Origin of the sequence: Nonomuraea sp. NPDC049504, from assembly GCF_040676845.1 — a bacterium.
GTDB lineage: Bacteria > Actinomycetota > Actinomycetes > Streptosporangiales > Streptosporangiaceae > Nonomuraea > Nonomuraea salmonea.
Genome location: NZ_JBFAPT010000036.1, coordinates 41722 through 57629 on the forward strand (window position 1 = coordinate 41722; position 15908 = coordinate 57629).

Below are 15908 nucleotides of genomic sequence, written 5' to 3' on the forward strand. Positions count from 1 at the left end.
TTGCGCAGGCAACTATTCCATGTAATTGCTTGCGCAGCTAAATTTCTGGGATTGATACGAGCCCGCGCGGCGACCGATACACGATGGATGGGCAGGCCGTCCAGGATGTCCCGAGTGCGCCGCACGGCGTGCCCCGCGTGCCGGGCGGCGCGCGGGCGGCACCACGGAAAGACACGACGATGCCCAGCACCAGAAACCTCGCCCACGCCGCGCTGGCGGGGGCGGCGGTCGCCTGCCTCACCGCCCCACCGGCGGCCGCCGCGGCCGGCGGCTCGCCGCTGGCCGGCGTGAACGCCGCTCCTGGCAAAGGCGCGGAGGCGCTCACCTGGCGGCCGTGTGCCACGACGGCCAAGGACTGGCCGGCGCCGGAGGACACCAAGTCGGAATGTGCGCTGGTGACCGTTCCGATGGACTACGCGAAGCCGGACGGGCGGAAGATCAGGATCGCGGTGAGCCGGCTGAAGGCCGCAGACCCCGCGAAGCGGCGGGGCGTGCTCGTCATCAGCCCCGGCGGCCCCGGCATCTCCAACATCACCGCCCCGTCGAGCTACGCCGCCAACGGCCTGGCCCCGCTGGCCACCGACCACGACCTGGTCGGGTTCGACCCGCGCGGCGTCGGCTACAGCGACAGGATCGACTGCGACGAGGGCACGTTCGAGCCACCGGCGAACGCGTCGGCCAAGGCGCAGGCGAAGGCGCTCTTCGACCACATGGCCGCCGCCAACAAGCGGTGCACCGCCCTGGACCCGGCCTTCGCCAGGCAGCTCACCACCAGGAACATCGCCCGGGACGTCGACGCGATCAGGGCGGTGCTCGGCGTACCGAAGATCAGCTTCTACGGCGTCTCGTACGGCACCGCGGTCGGGCTCAACTACCGCTCGCTGTTCGACACCCGCGTCGAGCGGATGTGGCTGGACTCGGTGATGCCGCCCGTCATGGACCTCGCCGCGATGGACGCCGCCGCGGACGCGGTCGCCGAGCGCAACTTCGACGGCTTCGTCACCTGGCTGGCCGGGCACGACCCCGAATACCACTTCGGCGCCACCCCGCAGCGGGCCCGCGAAGCCGTCTTCGCCCTGCGCGACCAGCTGACCAGGAAGCCGCGCCCGGCGGGCAAGGGCGCCAGGCTGGACGGCGAGTGGGTCAGGAGCCTGCTCGGCCTCGACGCGACCGGCTGGGCCACCGCCGCCAGAGACCTGGCGACCGCGCGCGACGGCGGCGTCCCCCGCTCGGCGCGCCCGAGCTCCGGCACCGCCCCGGTGTACGGCTTCGATGACGCGCCGCTCGGCCTGAACTCCACCCAGTACAACGGGGTCTTCTGCAACGAGGGCACCGGCGGGCGCGACTTCGACCGGCTGTGGGCCGACGCGGAGGCCAGGCGGCGCACGTACCCGGCGACCGGGGGCGGCATCCAGTTCGGCAGCTGGTGCGCCGGCTGGCCGTGGCCCGCGCAGCCGTGGCGGCCGGTCAGGGGCGCGAGCCCGCTACAGGTGTCGGGCCACGTCGACGAGGCCACCACGCCGTACGCGTGGGCCGTGGACACGGTCAAGGCGGCCGGCGGCACCCTGCTCACCGTCCAGGACAACGCGCACGCCTCGCTGGCCAAGCTGCCGTGCGCGGACAAGGCCGTCGAGTTCTTCCGCACCGGCCGCACCGCCACGGGCACCTGCCCCGGCATGCAGTGACCCCTCCCAAAGAACGGACCCCCAGATGCGCATCCTCATGCTCCTCGCCGCCCTCCTCGCGCCGGTGTCGGCGCCGTCGGGCCTGGCCGGCACCGCCGAGGTGAACGGCTGCTCGGGCGCCCTCGTACGCACCCCGGCCAGCACCCCCGACGACCCCGCACTCGTCCTGACGAACGGGCACTGCTACGAAGGCGCCTGGCCGGTGCCCGGCGAGGTGCTGGTGGACCGGCCATCCCACCGCCTCATCCGGCTGCTCGACGACGCCGGGCGACCGGCCGCCGCCGTGCACGCGGAAAGGGCCGCGTACGTCACGATGACCGGCACCGACGTCGCCCTCTACCGGCTCGGCACCACGTACCGGCAGCTGGAGCGCGACCACCAGGTGCGCCCGCTCACCCTCGCGGCCGCCCGCCCCGCGCCGGGCACCCGGATCAAGGTGCTCTCCGGCGGCCTCAAGAAGGTCTTCACCTGCGCGATCGACCGGCTCGCCTACCGGGTGCTTGAGTCGGGCTACGTCACCGAGGACGTGCTGCGCTACACCAAGGCGTGTCAGACCGGGCCGGGCAGCTCCGGCTCCCCGGTCGTGGACGCCAAGAACGGCCAGGTCGTCGGCATCAACAACACCAGCAACCGCGACGGCGGCGCCTGCACCCAGGACAACCCGTGCGAGATGGACCGCGACGGCGTCATCACCAAGCACAAGTCCATCGCGTACGGCACGCAGACGTACTGGCTGACCACCTGCCTCACCACCGGCAACCGGCTCGACCTCGACCGGCCGGGCTGCCTGCTGCCGAGGCCCGATCCGCGGCGCGCCTGAGGCGGTCAGGCGATGGAGCAGGCGTCGCCGTCGGGCGGCCCGAGGCTGGCCAGCAGCAGGAGGGCGGTGTCCCTGCCGAAGGCGGCGATCGCCGCCTCGCCCACCCGTTCGAGGCCGGGGGTGGGCGGGCTGCCCGGCTCGAACGTCGACGCGTCACGGACCAGCGCCTCGGCCTCGTCCAGCACGCCGCGCTGCTCCGCCGTCAGCTCGGGGTTGCCGGCGCGGAAACGGAGCAGCTGCTCAAGCCAGAGATCGCTGCGCTCCTGCGCGGACAGGTCCTGATAGAGCCGCCGCCTCTCGGCCACGGGGCGGGCGATGAACGCGTCGTACGTCTCGTCCATGGGGCTCCTGCCGCTCGGGACGGGTGGACTCTCCCCCCGGGGGAGACCTCATGCTACTCCTCAGCCCCACCACGCCCTGAGGAGATTTCGAGCATGACCATCGTGACCGGCGTCGAGCCCCGCGGCCTGCACCACTGCGAGACCACCGCGCTCGGGGTGCTGCTCCGCCACGAAGGGCTCGACCTGCCGGAGCCGCTGTTGTTCGGGCTCGGCGCCGGCCTGTCGTTCGTCTACTGGGACGGCAAGGCGATGCCGGTGCCGTTCGTCGGGGGCCGGGTCAAGCCGTTCGAGCTGACCAGGAACCTGGCCGCCAGGCTGAACCTGACGCTGACCGTGCAGGAGACCTCCTCACCGCGCCGGGCCTGGCTGAACGTGGCCGCGCCCCTCGACGCGGGCCGTCCCGTCGGCCTGCAGCTCGACTGCTACCACCTCGACTACTTCCGCTCGAAGGTGCACTTCGGCGGGCACGTCGTCGCCATGTACGGCTACGACGGCCACGACGCCTACCTCGTGGACACCGCGCAGCAGGGCGGCGACGTGCGTACCGGGCTCGCCGGCCTGGCCCGCGCCCGCGCGGAACGCGGCCCCATGACCGCGAGGAACCGCTCCTTCACCATCGCCCTGCCCGCGCACCCGGTCCGCTGGCAGGAGCACCTGGTCCCCGCCGTCAGGGACTGCGCCGCCGCCTTCCTCGCCGCGCCCATCGCGAACCTCGGACACCGCGGCATCGCCAAGGCCGCCGCGAAGGTGCCCACCTGGTGGGACCGCGCCGAGGACCCGCGCCGCGACCTGCCGCAGGCGGCACTCCTCATGGAGCAGGGCGGTACGGGCGGCGGCCTGTTCCGCGCGCTCTACCGGGACTTCCTCGCCGCCTGCGCCGAGCTGGTGGGGGGTGCGGAGCTGCGTACCGGTCACCGGCTGTACGCCGAGGCCGCCGGCCTGTGGACCGACGTGTCGGCGCTGATCGCCAAGGCGGGGGAGAGCGGCGACCCCGGCCACCTCGCCCAGGCCGGGGCGCTCCTGCGCGACCTGTCCCGCATCGAACGCGAGGCCATGGAGGTGCTGATTACCCTTTCCTAGGGGTATTAGGTATAGCCTAGTGCAGTAAGTTTTATGCCTAGGAAGGGTCGGTGACCTATGGCGCGTGCCGGGCTGACCGTGGAACGCGTGACGCTCACCGCCGCGGACCTGGCCGACGAGGTCGGGCTCGACCACGTCACCATGTCGGCGGTGGCGCGCCGGCTCGGCGTCAAGGACGCCAGCCTCTACGCGCACGTACGCAACCTGGAGGACCTGCGCGGGCGGATCGCGCTGCTGGGCGCGGACGAGAAGACCATCCGCATCGCCGAGGCCACCGCGGGGCGGGCCGGCAAGGACGCGCTCGTCGCGTACGCCGACGCCTGGCGGTCCTACGCCCACGACCATCCGGGCCGCTACACCGCGACCCAGGTCCCGATTCCCATCGACCCCGAGCTGGCCGCCAAGGCGGCGGGGCCGCGGCGGGCGGTCGAGCTGACGTACAGCATGTTGCGGGCGTACCGGCTGGCGGAGCCGGACCTGACCGACGCCGTCCGCCTGATCCGCAGCGCCCTGCACGGCTTCGTCAGCATCGAGGCGGCCGGCGGCTTCGCCCACGCACGCCCGGCCACCGACTCATGGCCCCGCTGCATCGAGGCCCTGCACAACGCCCTCGAACACTGGCCCACCCGCGAAGAGGAAACCCCGAAATGACCACCCCACCCACCGACCGCCCGCGGAGAGAAGGCACAACCCCGCCCACATCACGACACCGCGCGGACAGCACCACGCCGACGACGGGCCGGCTGCCCGTGGACGACGCCACGCCGACGACCGGACGGCTGCCCGTGAACGGCGCCACGCCGACGACCGGACGGCTGCCCGTGGACGGCCTCGCCCCGACGACGGGGCGGTTGGGTGTGGACGGCGCCACCCTGCACTACGAGGTGCGCGGCAGCGGGCCGCTCGTATTGCTGATCCCCGGCGGGACGGGCGGCGCCGCCTCCTTCGACGCCGTCGCCGACCGGCTCGCCACCGCATACACGGTCGCCTCCTACGACCCGCGCGGCCTGACCCGCAGCCCGCTCGACGACCCCGACGCGCCCCAGCGGGTCGAGCAGCACGCCGAGGACGCCTACCGGCTACTGGACCTGCTCTCCCCGGACGCCCCCGCCCGCGTGGCAGGCTGCAGCTCCGGTGCGATCACCGCCCTCCACCTGCTCGCCACCCACCCCGGCCGCGTGCAAAAGGTGGTGGCCCACGAACCCCCGCTGCTAGAGGTCCTCCCAGACGCCCCCCAACACCGAGCCCTCCTCATCAGGGTCCAGGACACCCTGCAAAGGGAGGGCCTGATGCCCGCAGCAGCCATCTTCGCCGCCGGCCTCCAAGCGGCGTCCACCTCACCTGAGTCACCCGCCGGCCTCCAAGCGGCGCCCACCTCACCTGAGCCACCCGCCGACCCCGACGCGAGCCACGCCACACCCACGCCGACCCCTGCTGGGGGTCCGCGGGTGGGCTCTGCCTCGCCTGCGCCCGATGCCGGTGTCCAGGCCGACCATTCCGCCTCATCTGCGCCGGCATCTGCCCCGGGTGCCGAGGCCGGACCCTCCGCCTCACCTGCGCCGGCGCCCGCTGCCGGTGCCGAGGTCGGCCGTTCCACCCCCTCCACTTCCTCCGCCGTACCGGTGGAGAGGAGTGGGTTGCCGCCGGAGGCCGCTGCGAGGGTGGAGCGGACGATGGGGGATATGCCGTACTTTCTCGGGCGGATCGTGCCGAGTTTCATGGGCTATGTGCCCGACCTCGACCGGCTTCAGGCCCTGTCCGAGCGGCTGGTGCTTGCAGGTGGCGTCGAGTCGCGGGGAGAGGTGCCCTACCGGCCGGCGGCGGTCATGGCGGAGCGGTTCGGCACAGAGCTGGTGCACTTTCCCGGTGGGCATACCGGGCTCAGCACGCACCCCGACGAGTTCGGTGAGCTGCTGGCCGAACTGCTGCGGTGACCGACGCTAGCTCCCGCTGAGCAGGTCGGTAAAGCGTTGTGCGTCGACGTTGCCGCCTGAGGCGATGAGGCCCACGCGGCGGGGTGCGGCGTCCAGGCGGCCGGACAGCAGGGCGGCGAGCGGGGTGGCACCGCTGGGCTCGATGACGACCTTGAGGTACTCGAACGCGAACCGCATCGCCTCCACGATCTCCGCGTCGCTCACCAGGACGACCCCGTCGGCCAGCCGCCGGTTGATCGCGAACGTCAGCTCGCCCGGCGTGGGCAGCGCCTGCCCGTCGGCGATCGTCCTGGGCACGGGGATGGTGACGCGCTCCCCGGCCTCCAGCGAGCGCTTGGTGTCGTCGCCGCTCTCCGGCTCGACGCCGATGACCCGGATGGCCGGGTGCACTGAAGTGGCGGCGATCGCGGTGCCGGCCAGCAGCCCGCCCCCGCCGACGGGCACGAGCAGGGCGTCCAGCTCGCCGGTCTCGGCCAGCAGCTCAAGGGCGGCGGTGCCCTGACCGGCGATGACGTCGGGATGGTCGTAGGGAGGGATGAGGGCCAGGCCGCGCTCGTCGGCCAGGGCGCGGGCGAGCGCGGTGCGGTCTTCGGTGTAGCGGTCGTACGTGACGACCTCGGCCCCGTAACCGGCGGTGGCCGCGCGCTTGGAGCGGGGCGCGTCCTCGGGCATGAGGATGACGGCCGAGGTGCCGAGCTCACGCGCGGCCAGCGCGACGGCCTGGGCGTGGTTGCCCGAGGAGTAGGCGGCGACGCCCCGCGCCCGCTGCTCGGGGGAGAGCAGCGCGATGGCGTTGTAAGCGCCGCGGAACTTGAACGCCCCGACGCGCTGGAGGTTCTCGCACTTGACGAACACCTCGGCGCCGGCGCGCTCGTCGAGTATGCGGGAGGTGAGCACGGGCGTGCGGTGCGCGATGCCGTCGAGCCGGGCGGCGGCGGCACGGACGTCGTCGATCGTGACCGACGTGGCGGTGTCCATGAGGCTCCTCGGGCGCGGGTGGATCAGCTGCTCTCCGATCTTAGGCGGTGGCGGTTTCGAGAGCGGCGCTGTGCCGGACGAAGCCGGTGATCTGCAGCGCCCAGATGAGCGCGGCGGTCGCGATCATGGCGCCCCACACCCCGGCCAGCCCCCAGGCGGTGGCCGCCGGGACCATGGCGAGCGCGAGCAGGCCGTAGCCGGTGCCGACCGCGGCCAGCTGCCAAGAGGAGCGCTTGAGCCCGACCAGCCCGTACGCGGTGACGATCGCGCAGTTGCTCACCAGCGAGAACGCCACGAGCAGCGGCGCCAGCCCAAGAGCGAGGGAGTACACGGTGGCGTCCTGCGTGAACAGCCGCAGCACCACGTCACCGGCGACGAGCACCACCACCCCGCCCGCGACCACCCCGCCCGCCGCGACCGTGACGGCGGCGAGGATCAGCCGCCTGGCCTCGCGAGGGGACGACGCCCGCGCGACCTCCGGCGTCACCGCCTGCGCGGCGGCGAAGGCGGCGAGCCCCAGGAGTCCGTCCAGGGACAGCAGGATCGCGTGCGCGGCGGCCTGGTGCACGCCGGTGCGCGCGGCGGCGTACGCGACCCCGCCCGTCACCGTGAACTTGACGATCAGCGTGGCGGACAGGGGCAGGCCGACCCTGGCCATGCGCAGGATCCGCCGCCCGCGCGGCCGTCCCGGCCACCACGACTGCCCGGCCAGCTCGGGCAGCCGCAGCAGCAGCACGTTCGCGACCACGACCTGGACGGCGGTGGCGGTGACCATCGCGACGCCGGTGCCCTGGACGCCGTACGCGGGCACGAGCGTGAGCAGCAGGACGACCTGCGCCGCCGTACCGGAGAGGCCGGACCACAGCACCTTCCTGCTGTGCCGTAGCGCGATCAGCATGCCGCCCGCGCCGCTGCCCGCCGCCGACAGCAGCACCTGCCCGGCGAGGAGCGCGGGCAGGGCGCCCAGCTCGGCGATCGCCGCCTCGGGCGCCCCGCCGGCCCGCGCGATGAGAGGTACGGCCAGCACCACGCCGGCGCCCGCCGTCCCGAGGGCGAGCGTGAGCCAGCGGGCGTCCTTCAGGATGGCGAGCGCCTCGGCGGGACGGTCACGGCAGGCGGCGACGAACGGCGACATCCCGCGCAGACCGCCCGCCACGGCGGCCGTCACCGGGCTGAGCACGGCGCTCGCCAGCGTGAACGCGGCCAGCTCGGCGGTCGCCTGGCGGCCGAGCAGGGAGGTGCCGAGAAGCTGCGCGACGACGCCGGCGCTCATGGACAGCAGCAACGGCAGCGCCGCGCTCAGGACGACGCGAAGAGAAGAGGACATGAAAAGCAAAATCCCGGGCGGGCGACCGCTCGGGACGTGATCATTCTATCGCATCAGCGCCGCACCCGGCGTGGGTTCGCAGGCAGGCAGAGCTTCTCAGGGTGGGGAGTCCGCGGCTCCTACGACCGGGTTGCGGCGACAGAACGCCTCGGGGTGGGGCTGGAGGTGCGTCCGCGGCTCACACGACGTGGTTGCGCAGGCGGAGGTCCTCTGGGTAGGGCTGGAAGTACGTCTGTTCCTCCACGTACGTGGCCGCGGCGCCGCGTGCGTGGTGGAGCAGGAGGGCGAGCGGCACGCTCAGCGCCACCCGGCGTGCCTGGTAGGAGGCGATGACCTCGGCCACGTCGGCGCGGCGCACCGGGTCGAGCCCGTCGCCGATCATGCCGAGGCAGTGCTGCAGCACGTTGACGTGCCGCCCGACCGTCGTCGGCGCCGCCATCGCGGTGCGGAACGCGATGCTGTAGGCGGCGGCCACCTCGTCGCGCGGCCGGGTGCCCGCCTGGGCGGCCAGGCGGCCGGTCTCGCGGTAGCCCTCGGTGGTGTGGGCGAGCAGCTGCATCTTGTGCCGGGCCTGGAAGGCCATCAGGTCGCGGGGCTTCCATGGGCTCTCCAGCAGTTCACGCAGCCGGGCGTGGGCGAAGATCCGCTCGGTGAACGCCTCCCGCCGTACGGCGTCGTTGAGCCGGCCGTCGTCCTCCACGGGCAGCAGCGGGTGCGCCTCGATCACCGCGTCGGCGAACATGCCGCGCTGCTGCCTGGTCACCGCGTTCTCGCCGGCGTAGAGCGGGATGCCGTGGATGCCGCAGCTCGGGCTCTTGGCCTTGAACACGTACCCGTCGGCGGCCAGCTCCGCGGTGCGCTCGGCGGCCAGCACCGCCATGGCGGGGGTGAGGTCGCGGCGGCTGCGGCGGGTCATCAGCCGGGGGCCTTCGGGGGAGCGTTCGAGGCGCAGCGCCTCGCGGGGCGCGCCGAGGCCGATCGCCATCTCGGGGCAGAGCGGCAGCCAGTCCACGAACGGCGCGAGCTCGTCGGTGAGGTAGCGGCTGCGGCTGTGGCCGCCGTTGTGCCGTACGGGCTCGCCGAGCAGGCAGCTCGACACCGCCACCCGGGGTCTGCCGCATCCCTGACCTTCCTCCATGCTGGTCAGCTGCCCAGGAGCGCAGGTCGCACGCCTGCCCTCGTAACCTGAAGGTCGGCTTTTCGGAGTTACACTGGAGGAATGCCCGCCGTTCCCGTCCTCGACGTGAGACACGTGGTCGCGTTCGTCAACGAGTACGCCGACCCGCCGCGCGAGGCCGCGGGAGAGCAGGAGACACCGTATCCCCACGCCCACGATCTCCTGGCCTGGCCCCCCGGGCTGGCGTTGCCCGCGACCGGCGGCCTCGTCGCGGCGGCGAACGCCGTCTTCCCCGTCTTCGCCGCGGCGCGCGACGGCCGGGCCCTGGAGGAGCTGAACGCCCTGCTCCGCGCCGTCCGCCCGCTGCCCGTGGCGGCCCCCGACGGCCTGCGCTGGACGGTCGGCGACGCCGCCGACCTGCTGCCCGCCGCGCTGGCCACCTGCCTGCTGGCCTGGCTCATGACGCACGAGCAGGCCCGGCTGGGCACCTGCCACGCCTCCCGATGCGTCGACGTCTACACCGACGCGTCCCCGGCGGGCCAGCGCCGCTTCTGCTCCGCCACCTGCCTCAACCGGCACAAGGTGGCCGCCTACAGGAAGCGCGCGTCCGCCCGCAAGGTCACCTGATCGTGAGCGCCGAGCGGCCGGCGTAGCGGGCCTCGGCGCCGAGCTCCTCCTCGATGCGGATGAGCTGGTTGTACTTGGCGGTCCGCTCGGAGCGCGACAGGGAGCCGGTCTTGATCTGGCCGCAGCCGGTGGAGACGGCGAGGTCGGCGATCGTGGTGTCCTCGGTCTCGCCGGAGCGGTGCGACATGACGACGCCGTAGCCGGCCTCCTCGGCGGTCCGTACGGTGGTCAGCATCTCGGTCAGCGTGCCGATCTGGTTGACCTTGACCAGGATGGAGTTCGCGACGCCGGCGTCGATGCCCGCCCGCAGGAGGGCGGCGTTGGTGCAGAACACGTCGTCGCCGACGAGCTGGCAGGTCGCGCCCAGGCGCTCGGTGACGAGCCGCCAGCCCTCGGCGTCGTCCTGCGCCATGGGGTCCTCGATGGACACGATGGGGTAGGCGGCGACCAGCCCGGCCAGGTAGGCGGCGTGCTCCTCGACGCCGCGCCGGACGCCCTCGCCGGCGTAGTGGTAGGCGCCGTCGCGGTAGAACTCCGAGGCGGCCGGGTCGAGCAGGACGGCGATGTGCGTGCCGGGGGAGTAGCCGGCGTCGGAGATCGCGGTGCCGATCAGGTCGAGCGCCTCTTCCGCGGTGCGCAGGTCCGGGGCGAAGCCGCCCTCGTCGCCGACGCCGGTGTGGTGGCCGGCCTTCTTGAGCGTGGCGCGCAGGGTGTGGAAGACCTCCGAGCCCATCCGTACGGCGTCCGCGAAGGTCGTCGCCCCGATCGGCGCGATCATGAACTCCTGGAAGTCGAGCGGGTTGTCGGCGTGCGCGCCGCCGTTGATGACGTTCATCATCGGCAGCGGCAGCAGCGCGGCGTCCGGGCCGAGATAGCGGTAGAGCGGCAGCCGGTGCGAGGCGGCGGCGGCCTTCGCCGTGGCCAGCGAGACGCCGAGCACCGCGTTCGCCCCGAACCTCGCCTTGCCAGGGGTGCCGTCGAGCGCGATCATCGCCTCGTCCACGGCCGCCTGGTCCTCGGCGTCCATCCCGGTGACGGCCGCGGCGATCTCGCCGGTGACGGCCTCGATCGCCTGGCGCACGCCCTTGCCGTGGAAGCGGCGCGGGTCGCCGTCGCGCCGCTCCACCGCCTCGTTGGTGCCCGTCGACGCGCCCGACGGTACGGCCGCGCGGCCCAGGGAGCCGTCCTCCAGGACGACGTCCACCTCCACGGTGGGATTGCCGCGGCTGTCGAGGATCTCCCTGCCCGCCACCCGGACGATTGCTGTCATGTCTGCCTTCCCCGTACGAATTCCAGATCGGAACTCACTAAGTTCCAAGATGGAACTTACACTGGTCCGGGACGCGGGCGCCATCCCGCGAGCGAGGAGAAGCGTGGTGACCCGAGAGCTGCGGGAGCAGGACGCCGGTTGCGCGATCGCGCAGGCCGCCGCGGTGGTGGGGGAGTGGTGGAGCCTGCTGATCGTGCGCGAGGTGACCCGCGGCCGCTACCGCTTCGACGACCTGCACGCCGAGCTGGGCATCTCGCGCCGGGTGCTGGCCGAACGGCTCAAGCACCTGCTCGACCACGGCGTCCTGGAACGGCGCCCGTACCAGCAGCGGCCCACCCGCTACGAATACCGGCTGACCGCCGCAGGGCACGCCCTGGCCCCGTTGCTGGCCGGCCTCCAGGACTGGGGCGAACGCTTCCTCCTCGGCGACGGCACACCGACCACCGCCCCCACCGAGACGGAGACCGCCCGCCTCCACGCGCTGCCCGGCACTCCCATCCCGCATCCCCTGCTCCTCCGGGCGGCGAACGGCGACGACGTGGACGTCGTCGCCCCCGACGCCCGCGCCACCGTCGTCCTCGCCGGTGACGCCTTCGCCGGCGGTGACCCGGGCGCGTTCGCCGAGGCGGGGGTGGCGTTGCGGGGCGTCACCACGCGGGAGCCGGGAGAGCAGGCATTGCGGGGCGTCACCACGCAGGGGCTAGACGAGGAGGCGTTCCCGGTGCTGTCGGACGCCGAGCTGACGCTGTGCGCCGCCCTGGGGTTGCCGACCTTCCGCACCGGGCACACGCTGCACCTCAAGCCCGTCGTCATCGTCGCCGACGCCCACCGGACGATCCGCCACGTGCTCTACCCGGTCACCGACGCCACCGCCGCGATGAAGGAGGCGCTCCGCCTGGCGGCCGGCGTGACCAGCCGCTTCGTCCGCTGAGCCGTTCGCCGGAATGCGATCAGGATGCGGTGTGTTGCGCGATGCGTCCCGAATGACGCACCGGATGAGAGGTCACCGATGAGCCGTCAGCAGCGCCAGGACCTGGACGACATGCTGCGCAACGCCCCCAAGACGGCGGGCGACACCGTCGAACAGGCCCGTACGGACTTCGCCACGCTTTTCGACGTGCCCGCCCCCGGCGGCGTCACCGTCCGCGACACCACGCTCGGCGGCCGCCCGGCCCTGGAGCTCACGCCCGACGGCGCGGACGGGGACACGGTGGTGCTCTTCCTGCACGGCGGCGGATACGTCGTCGGCTCCCCGCGTACGCACGCCGCCCTGGCCGGCGACCTCGCCCGCCGCGCCCGCACCAGAATCATCTCGCTCGACTACCGGCTCGCCCCCGAGCACCGGTTCCCCGCGGCGGTCGACGACGGCCTGGCCGCCTATCGCGAGCTGCTGGAACGGGGCACCAGCCCGGCCGCGATCGCGCTGGCGGGCGACTCGGCGGGCGGCGGGCTGGCCGTCGCCACGCTGCTCGCGGCCCGTGAGGCGGGGCTGCCGATGCCGGCGGGCGCCGTGCTGTTCTCGCCGTGGGCCGACCTGACGCTCACCGGGGCCAGCATGGAGGGCAAGCTGGGCGCCGACCCGATCTTCGTCAGGGCCGACATCGAGGGCTACCGCACGCACTACCTCGGCGGAGGCGACCCGGCCGCGCCGCTGGCCAGCCCCGCGCTCGCCGACCTCACCGGCCTGCCGCCGCTGCTCGTCCAGGCCGGGTCGAACGAGCTGCTGCTGGACGACTCGGTACGCCTGGCCGCCGGGGCGGGCGCGGCCGGCGTGGACGTCACGCTGCGCGTCTGGGGCGGACTCCCGCACGTCTTCCAGCACCACACGGCGCTGGTGGAGGAGGCGGGACAGGCGCTCGACGACGCGGCGCTCTTCCTCGCCCACGCCTACCGCACGGCAGCCGCGGAACCGGCGACCGCCTGAGCCGGGCGGGTGCGTCAGCGGCAGCCGACGCCGATGACGTCGCGGCGGCCGTTGCAGCCGGGCTTGCCACCGCCGGTGTGGTCGGCGTGGCCGGTCCGGATGGTCACGGAGGGACGCGTCAGGCGCCCGCGCGGCGGAGGCGTTCGGCGGCCTGGGTGGCGACGGCGTCGCCGGAAACCGGCCGCTGGCCGTACAGGGCCTCGTAGCGGGCGTTGTGCGACGCCGTCCACAGGCTGGCCGCCCACGCGACCTCCAGCTCCACGTCCGTGAACACCCGCCCCCTGGCCTCCTGATACGCCTCCAGGAAGGCCGCCGAGCTCGCGACCGGCGCCAGCGTCGGCTGGCCCGAGCTGGCGAACGCCCCGCTCGCCGCCCCCACCAGCGCCGCCTCCGGCTGCCAGGCCAGGCTGTCCCAGTCGTGCACCGTCCACAACCGCCCGTCACGCCAGCGCAGGTTCTGCGCCTCGAAATCGGCGTGACCGAGCACGCGCGGCAGCCCGGCCGCCAGGATGCGCCTGCGCGCCCGCTCAGCCGTCTCGACGACGTGCATAGGCACCCGGCTCTGATCCTGCTCGTCCAGGTAGGGGATGGCCGGCCAGGTGCCGGCGCCGGCGTGGTCCCAGCGCGCCCAGCGCGGGCTCGGCAGCGGCGGCTCCACGCTCACCTCGGCCAGCTCCGCCATCAGCCGGGCGAACATCTCCGCGCAGCGTACGGCCACTTCCGGCGAGTCGCCTGCGAGCACCTCGCCACCCGGCCTGAACTCCTCGGCGTGCACGGCCAGCGACCCCACCTCGGTCACCGGCGTCAGCGGACGCGCACACGGGAACCCGCGCTCGGCCAGCCGGGCCTGCGCCGTCACGCACGACACCGCCCTGCCGCCGTCGGCACGCGCCTTGACCACCACGTCCGCACCGCCGGCCAGCCGCAGGCCGAACACCATCGAGGTCTGCTGCAACCGGAACAACACGCCCTCGGGCTCGCTGCCGAGCCGGCGCAGACACCAGGCCGGCAACCAGTCCGGCAGATCGTTCATAGACACGGGGAAGACTCTGCCAAATGCGCTGTCCCCCGTGCGAGCTACCCCAGAATGTCCTCCGTACGGTGACGATCGCCGCTTCCTCGATCTCTAGCGTTTTCCTCGTGGCCACAGCGGCCGCTCGGATCTCGGCAGGGAGTCATCATGCGACTGGTCAAGCAGCTCGTGGCCGTGGCGGCCGTGGCCTTCGCGGGCAACGCGCTCGTCGGAGCGGTGTCGGGGAACGCGTTCTTCACGCTGGTCTTCGGGCTGGGCACGGCGGTGCTCGCCGTGTACGTGTACGGCCGGGTGGTGCGCTGGACCGAGAAGCGGGAGCCGGCCGAGGTCGCGCTGGAGGGAGCCCGGGGCGCGCTCGGCCGGGGGCTGCTGATCGGCGTCGCCATCGGGGCGGGCGGCATGCTGGCCGCCGCGTACGCCGCCACCCGCACCCTGTGGCCGCCCATCGGGCTGCACTTCGGCTGGAACTTCGCCGCCGGCATCCTCAGCACCGAGGTCTCCGGCAACGGCGCCTCCGAGGGGCTGCTGCAGGGTGTGACGTCCGGCGCGGCCCTGCTCACCGGTGGCGGCTTCGGTCCCGAGGGCAGCCCGTACGCGGTGGTGTTCGGGCTGCTGCTGACCGGCGTGTTCCTGTACGTGGCGCGCCAGCGCGGCAACCTGGTCCCACGCCGCCGGCGTACCGACGCGACCCTTGTGCGGACCCCGTGAGCGAGGTCCGGCGCAGTCGCTCACCGTGGCGCGAGAAGGAGATCGTGGTGCTCTGCCTGATGCTGGCCGGCGCATGGGGGCTCAGGGGCTGGCTCCGCCCCGACCGCCCCACCGCCGCCCGCCCTACCAACGACAGGCCCGCCAACGACAGGCCCGCCAACGACAGGCCCACCAACGACAGGCCCACCAACGACAAGCCCACCGCCGACCGCCCCACCATCCCCGCCCAGCACCGCCCTGACACCGACGAGCACACCGCGAACGCTCGATGCGCCGGCTCCGACACACTCCGCCCTGCCCAAGGGGCTGCAGCCGGCGGTGAAGGGAAGCCTGAGGCCGTTCCCGCCGCCGAGCGGGCCCGCATCGTCCGCGACCTGCACGACGTCGTGACCCATAACGTGGCGGCGATGATCGTGCAGGCGGAGGCGGCCCGCTACCTGACCGGCGCCCCCGACCGCCTCGACGCCACCCTGACCACCGTCACCGACACCGGCAGGCGCGCCATCGCCGACCTCCGCCACCTGCTCCACCTCCTCACCCCCGTCCCCGGCGACCCCCTGGACGCCGCCAGGCCCGCCGCCATGGAGACGCCCTGCGCCGGTGACCTGCACGCGCTGGTCGAGGAGATGCGGCTGGCGGGGCAGCCGGTGGAGTTCGCGGAGGCGGGGCAGGCGGAGCCGGCGTCCAGGGCCGCCGAGATCGTCGCGTACCGGGTCGTCCAGGCGGCCCTGACCGACGCACTGCGGCACGCGCCGGGCAGCCGTACCGTGGTCGAGGTGCGGCACGCCGCGAGCGGGATCACCGTGCAGGTGCGCACCGACGGCGCGGTCTTCCATGCCGCCACCGGCCGCGACCTGGCGGAGGTGCGGGCGCGGGTGGAGGCGCTGGGCGGCGAGTTCCACCAGGAACGCCACCAGGAACGCCACCAGGACGGCACCTTCCTCATCCGCACCCTCATCCCGGCGGGCGCCCTGCGCGACCGGAGCGACCCGGCCGGCGAGTGACGCGAATGCGGCGGTGCGGTAGTGCGGACCCGCACCGCGTGGCGCTTCATCGCACAATCA

16 protein-coding genes are annotated in these 15908 nt (G+C 73.6%); 10 read left to right on the forward strand and 6 right to left on the reverse strand.

Going from position 1 to position 15908, the window contains the following annotated elements; all coding sequences use genetic code 11:
- Nucleotides 1-179: 179 nt before the first annotated feature.
- Together AB0K28_RS44565 and AB0K28_RS44570 are read left to right on the forward strand one after the other, a co-directional pair.
- On the forward strand, nt 180-1685 hold the full coding sequence (locus AB0K28_RS44565) for an alpha/beta fold hydrolase (RefSeq protein WP_345385288.1): 1506 nt from the start codon (nt 180-182) through the stop codon (nt 1683-1685).
- Nucleotides 1686-1710: 25 nt separating this feature from the next.
- Nucleotides 1711-2505, forward strand: a complete 795-nt coding sequence (locus AB0K28_RS44570) for a serine protease (RefSeq protein WP_364382727.1) — start codon at nt 1711-1713, stop codon at nt 2503-2505.
- 5 nt (nt 2506-2510) lie between these two features.
- Here the strand turns inward: AB0K28_RS44570 and AB0K28_RS44575 are convergent, their stop codons facing one another.
- The gene (locus tag AB0K28_RS44575; protein WP_345385287.1) at nt 2511-2846 is read right to left on the reverse strand and encodes a bacteriocin fulvocin C-related protein; all 336 of its coding nucleotides are present in this window, start codon (nt 2844-2846) and stop codon (nt 2511-2513) included.
- A gap of 93 nt (nt 2847-2939) precedes the next feature.
- On the opposite strand from AB0K28_RS44575, the gene AB0K28_RS44580 reads away from it, so the two are divergent.
- Genes AB0K28_RS44580 through AB0K28_RS44590 form a run of 3 tightly spaced genes read left to right on the forward strand, consistent with a single transcriptional unit; the run spans nt 2940 to nt 5860 of the window.
- The gene (locus AB0K28_RS44580) at nt 2940-3926 is read left to right on the forward strand and encodes a BtrH N-terminal domain-containing protein (RefSeq protein ID WP_364382730.1); all 987 of its coding nucleotides are present in this window, start codon (nt 2940-2942) and stop codon (nt 3924-3926) included.
- Between the two features lie 57 nt (nt 3927-3983).
- A complete protein-coding gene (locus tag AB0K28_RS44585; RefSeq protein ID WP_364382733.1) occupies nt 3984-4577 on the forward strand; it encodes a WHG domain-containing protein in 594 nt (197 codons plus the stop codon).
- A complete protein-coding gene (locus AB0K28_RS44590; protein WP_364382736.1) occupies nt 4574-5860 on the forward strand; it encodes an alpha/beta fold hydrolase in 1287 nt (428 codons plus the stop codon). Before AB0K28_RS44585 ends, AB0K28_RS44590 begins: the two co-directional genes overlap by 4 nt.
- 6 nt (nt 5861-5866) lie before the next feature.
- Here the strand turns inward: AB0K28_RS44590 and AB0K28_RS44595 are convergent, their stop codons facing one another.
- The 3 genes from AB0K28_RS44595 to AB0K28_RS44605 all read right to left on the reverse strand — a co-directional run bounded on the left by AB0K28_RS44595 (nt 5867) and on the right by AB0K28_RS44605 (nt 9303).
- The gene (locus AB0K28_RS44595; protein WP_364382739.1) at nt 5867-6838 is read right to left on the reverse strand and encodes a threo-3-hydroxy-L-aspartate ammonia-lyase; all 972 of its coding nucleotides are present in this window, start codon (nt 6836-6838) and stop codon (nt 5867-5869) included.
- A gap of 40 nt (nt 6839-6878) precedes the next feature.
- Nucleotides 6879-8165 carry an MATE family efflux transporter gene (locus AB0K28_RS44600; RefSeq protein ID WP_364382742.1) on the reverse strand — a complete coding sequence of 429 codons (1287 nt, stop codon included), beginning with the start codon at nt 8163-8165 and terminating at the stop codon, nt 6879-6881.
- Between the two features lie 178 nt (nt 8166-8343).
- Nucleotides 8344-9303, reverse strand: a complete 960-nt coding sequence (locus AB0K28_RS44605; protein WP_364382745.1) for a DUF523 and DUF1722 domain-containing protein — start codon at nt 9301-9303, stop codon at nt 8344-8346.
- 81 nt (nt 9304-9384) lie between these two features.
- On the opposite strand from AB0K28_RS44605, the gene AB0K28_RS44610 reads away from it, so the two are divergent.
- On the forward strand, nt 9385-9909 hold the full coding sequence (locus AB0K28_RS44610; protein WP_364382748.1) for a CGNR zinc finger domain-containing protein: 525 nt from the start codon (nt 9385-9387) through the stop codon (nt 9907-9909).
- Here AB0K28_RS44610 and eno read toward each other — a convergent pair.
- Entirely contained in the window at nt 9902-11179 is a 1278-nt protein-coding gene (eno, locus tag AB0K28_RS44615) for a phosphopyruvate hydratase (RefSeq protein ID WP_345385281.1), read from the reverse strand. The genes AB0K28_RS44610 and eno overlap by 8 nt on opposite strands.
- Nucleotides 11180-11285: 106 nt before the next feature.
- On the opposite strand from eno, the gene AB0K28_RS44620 reads away from it, so the two are divergent.
- Together AB0K28_RS44620 and AB0K28_RS44625 are read left to right on the forward strand one after the other, a co-directional pair.
- Nucleotides 11286-12110, forward strand: coding sequence for a winged helix-turn-helix transcriptional regulator (locus AB0K28_RS44620; RefSeq protein WP_364382752.1), 825 nt, complete (start codon nt 11286-11288; stop codon nt 12108-12110).
- Between the two features lie 78 nt (nt 12111-12188).
- A complete protein-coding gene (locus AB0K28_RS44625; RefSeq protein WP_345385278.1) occupies nt 12189-13103 on the forward strand; it encodes an alpha/beta hydrolase in 915 nt (304 codons plus the stop codon).
- Between the two features lie 118 nt (nt 13104-13221).
- Here AB0K28_RS44625 and AB0K28_RS44630 read toward each other — a convergent pair whose 3' ends face one another.
- A complete protein-coding gene (locus tag AB0K28_RS44630) occupies nt 13222-14136 on the reverse strand; it encodes a phosphotransferase (RefSeq protein WP_364382846.1) in 915 nt (304 codons plus the stop codon).
- A 147-nt stretch (nt 14137-14283) separates the two neighbouring features.
- Between AB0K28_RS44630 and AB0K28_RS44635 the strand changes: the two genes are divergently transcribed.
- Both AB0K28_RS44635 and AB0K28_RS44640 read left to right on the forward strand, forming a co-directional pair.
- Nucleotides 14284-14844: a CPBP family intramembrane glutamic endopeptidase gene (locus AB0K28_RS44635; protein WP_364382755.1), complete on the forward strand. Its 561-nt coding sequence runs from the start codon at nt 14284-14286 to the stop codon at nt 14842-14844.
- Nucleotides 14841-15848 carry a histidine kinase gene (locus AB0K28_RS44640; RefSeq protein WP_364382758.1) on the forward strand — a complete coding sequence of 336 codons (1008 nt, stop codon included), beginning with the start codon at nt 14841-14843 and terminating at the stop codon, nt 15846-15848. The genes AB0K28_RS44635 and AB0K28_RS44640 overlap by 4 nt, the downstream gene beginning before the upstream one ends.
- The last annotated feature ends 60 nt before the right edge of the window (nt 15849-15908 follow it).

Bases quoted from the DNA above. Each gene is read 5' to 3' on its own strand.
- AB0K28_RS44565 (WP_345385288.1), top strand. From the start codon at position 180: ATGCCCAGCACCAGAAACCTCGCCCACGCCGCGCTGGCGGGGGCGGCG.
- AB0K28_RS44570 (WP_364382727.1), top strand. From the start codon at position 1,711: ATGCGCATCCTCATGCTCCTCGCCGCCCTCCTCGCGCCGGTGTCGGCG.
- AB0K28_RS44575 (WP_345385287.1), bottom strand. From the start codon at position 2,846: ATGGACGAGACGTACGACGCGTTCATCGCCCGCCCCGTGGCCGAGAGG.
- AB0K28_RS44580 (WP_364382730.1), top strand. From the start codon at position 2,940: ATGACCATCGTGACCGGCGTCGAGCCCCGCGGCCTGCACCACTGCGAG.
- AB0K28_RS44585 (WP_364382733.1), top strand. From the start codon at position 3,984: ATGGCGCGTGCCGGGCTGACCGTGGAACGCGTGACGCTCACCGCCGCG.
- AB0K28_RS44590 (WP_364382736.1), top strand. From the start codon at position 4,574: ATGACCACCCCACCCACCGACCGCCCGCGGAGAGAAGGCACAACCCCG.
- AB0K28_RS44595 (WP_364382739.1), bottom strand. From the start codon at position 6,838: ATGGACACCGCCACGTCGGTCACGATCGACGACGTCCGTGCCGCCGCC.
- AB0K28_RS44600 (WP_364382742.1), bottom strand. From the start codon at position 8,165: ATGTCCTCTTCTCTTCGCGTCGTCCTGAGCGCGGCGCTGCCGTTGCTG.
- AB0K28_RS44605 (WP_364382745.1), bottom strand. From the start codon at position 9,303: ATGGAGGAAGGTCAGGGATGCGGCAGACCCCGGGTGGCGGTGTCGAGC.
- AB0K28_RS44610 (WP_364382748.1), top strand. From the start codon at position 9,385: ATGCCCGCCGTTCCCGTCCTCGACGTGAGACACGTGGTCGCGTTCGTC.
- eno (WP_345385281.1), bottom strand. From the start codon at position 11,179: ATGACAGCAATCGTCCGGGTGGCGGGCAGGGAGATCCTCGACAGCCGC.
- AB0K28_RS44625 (WP_345385278.1), top strand. From the start codon at position 12,189: ATGAGCCGTCAGCAGCGCCAGGACCTGGACGACATGCTGCGCAACGCC.
- AB0K28_RS44630 (WP_364382846.1), bottom strand. From the start codon at position 14,136: ATGAACGATCTGCCGGACTGGTTGCCGGCCTGGTGTCTGCGCCGGCTC.
- AB0K28_RS44635 (WP_364382755.1), top strand. From the start codon at position 14,284: ATGCGACTGGTCAAGCAGCTCGTGGCCGTGGCGGCCGTGGCCTTCGCG.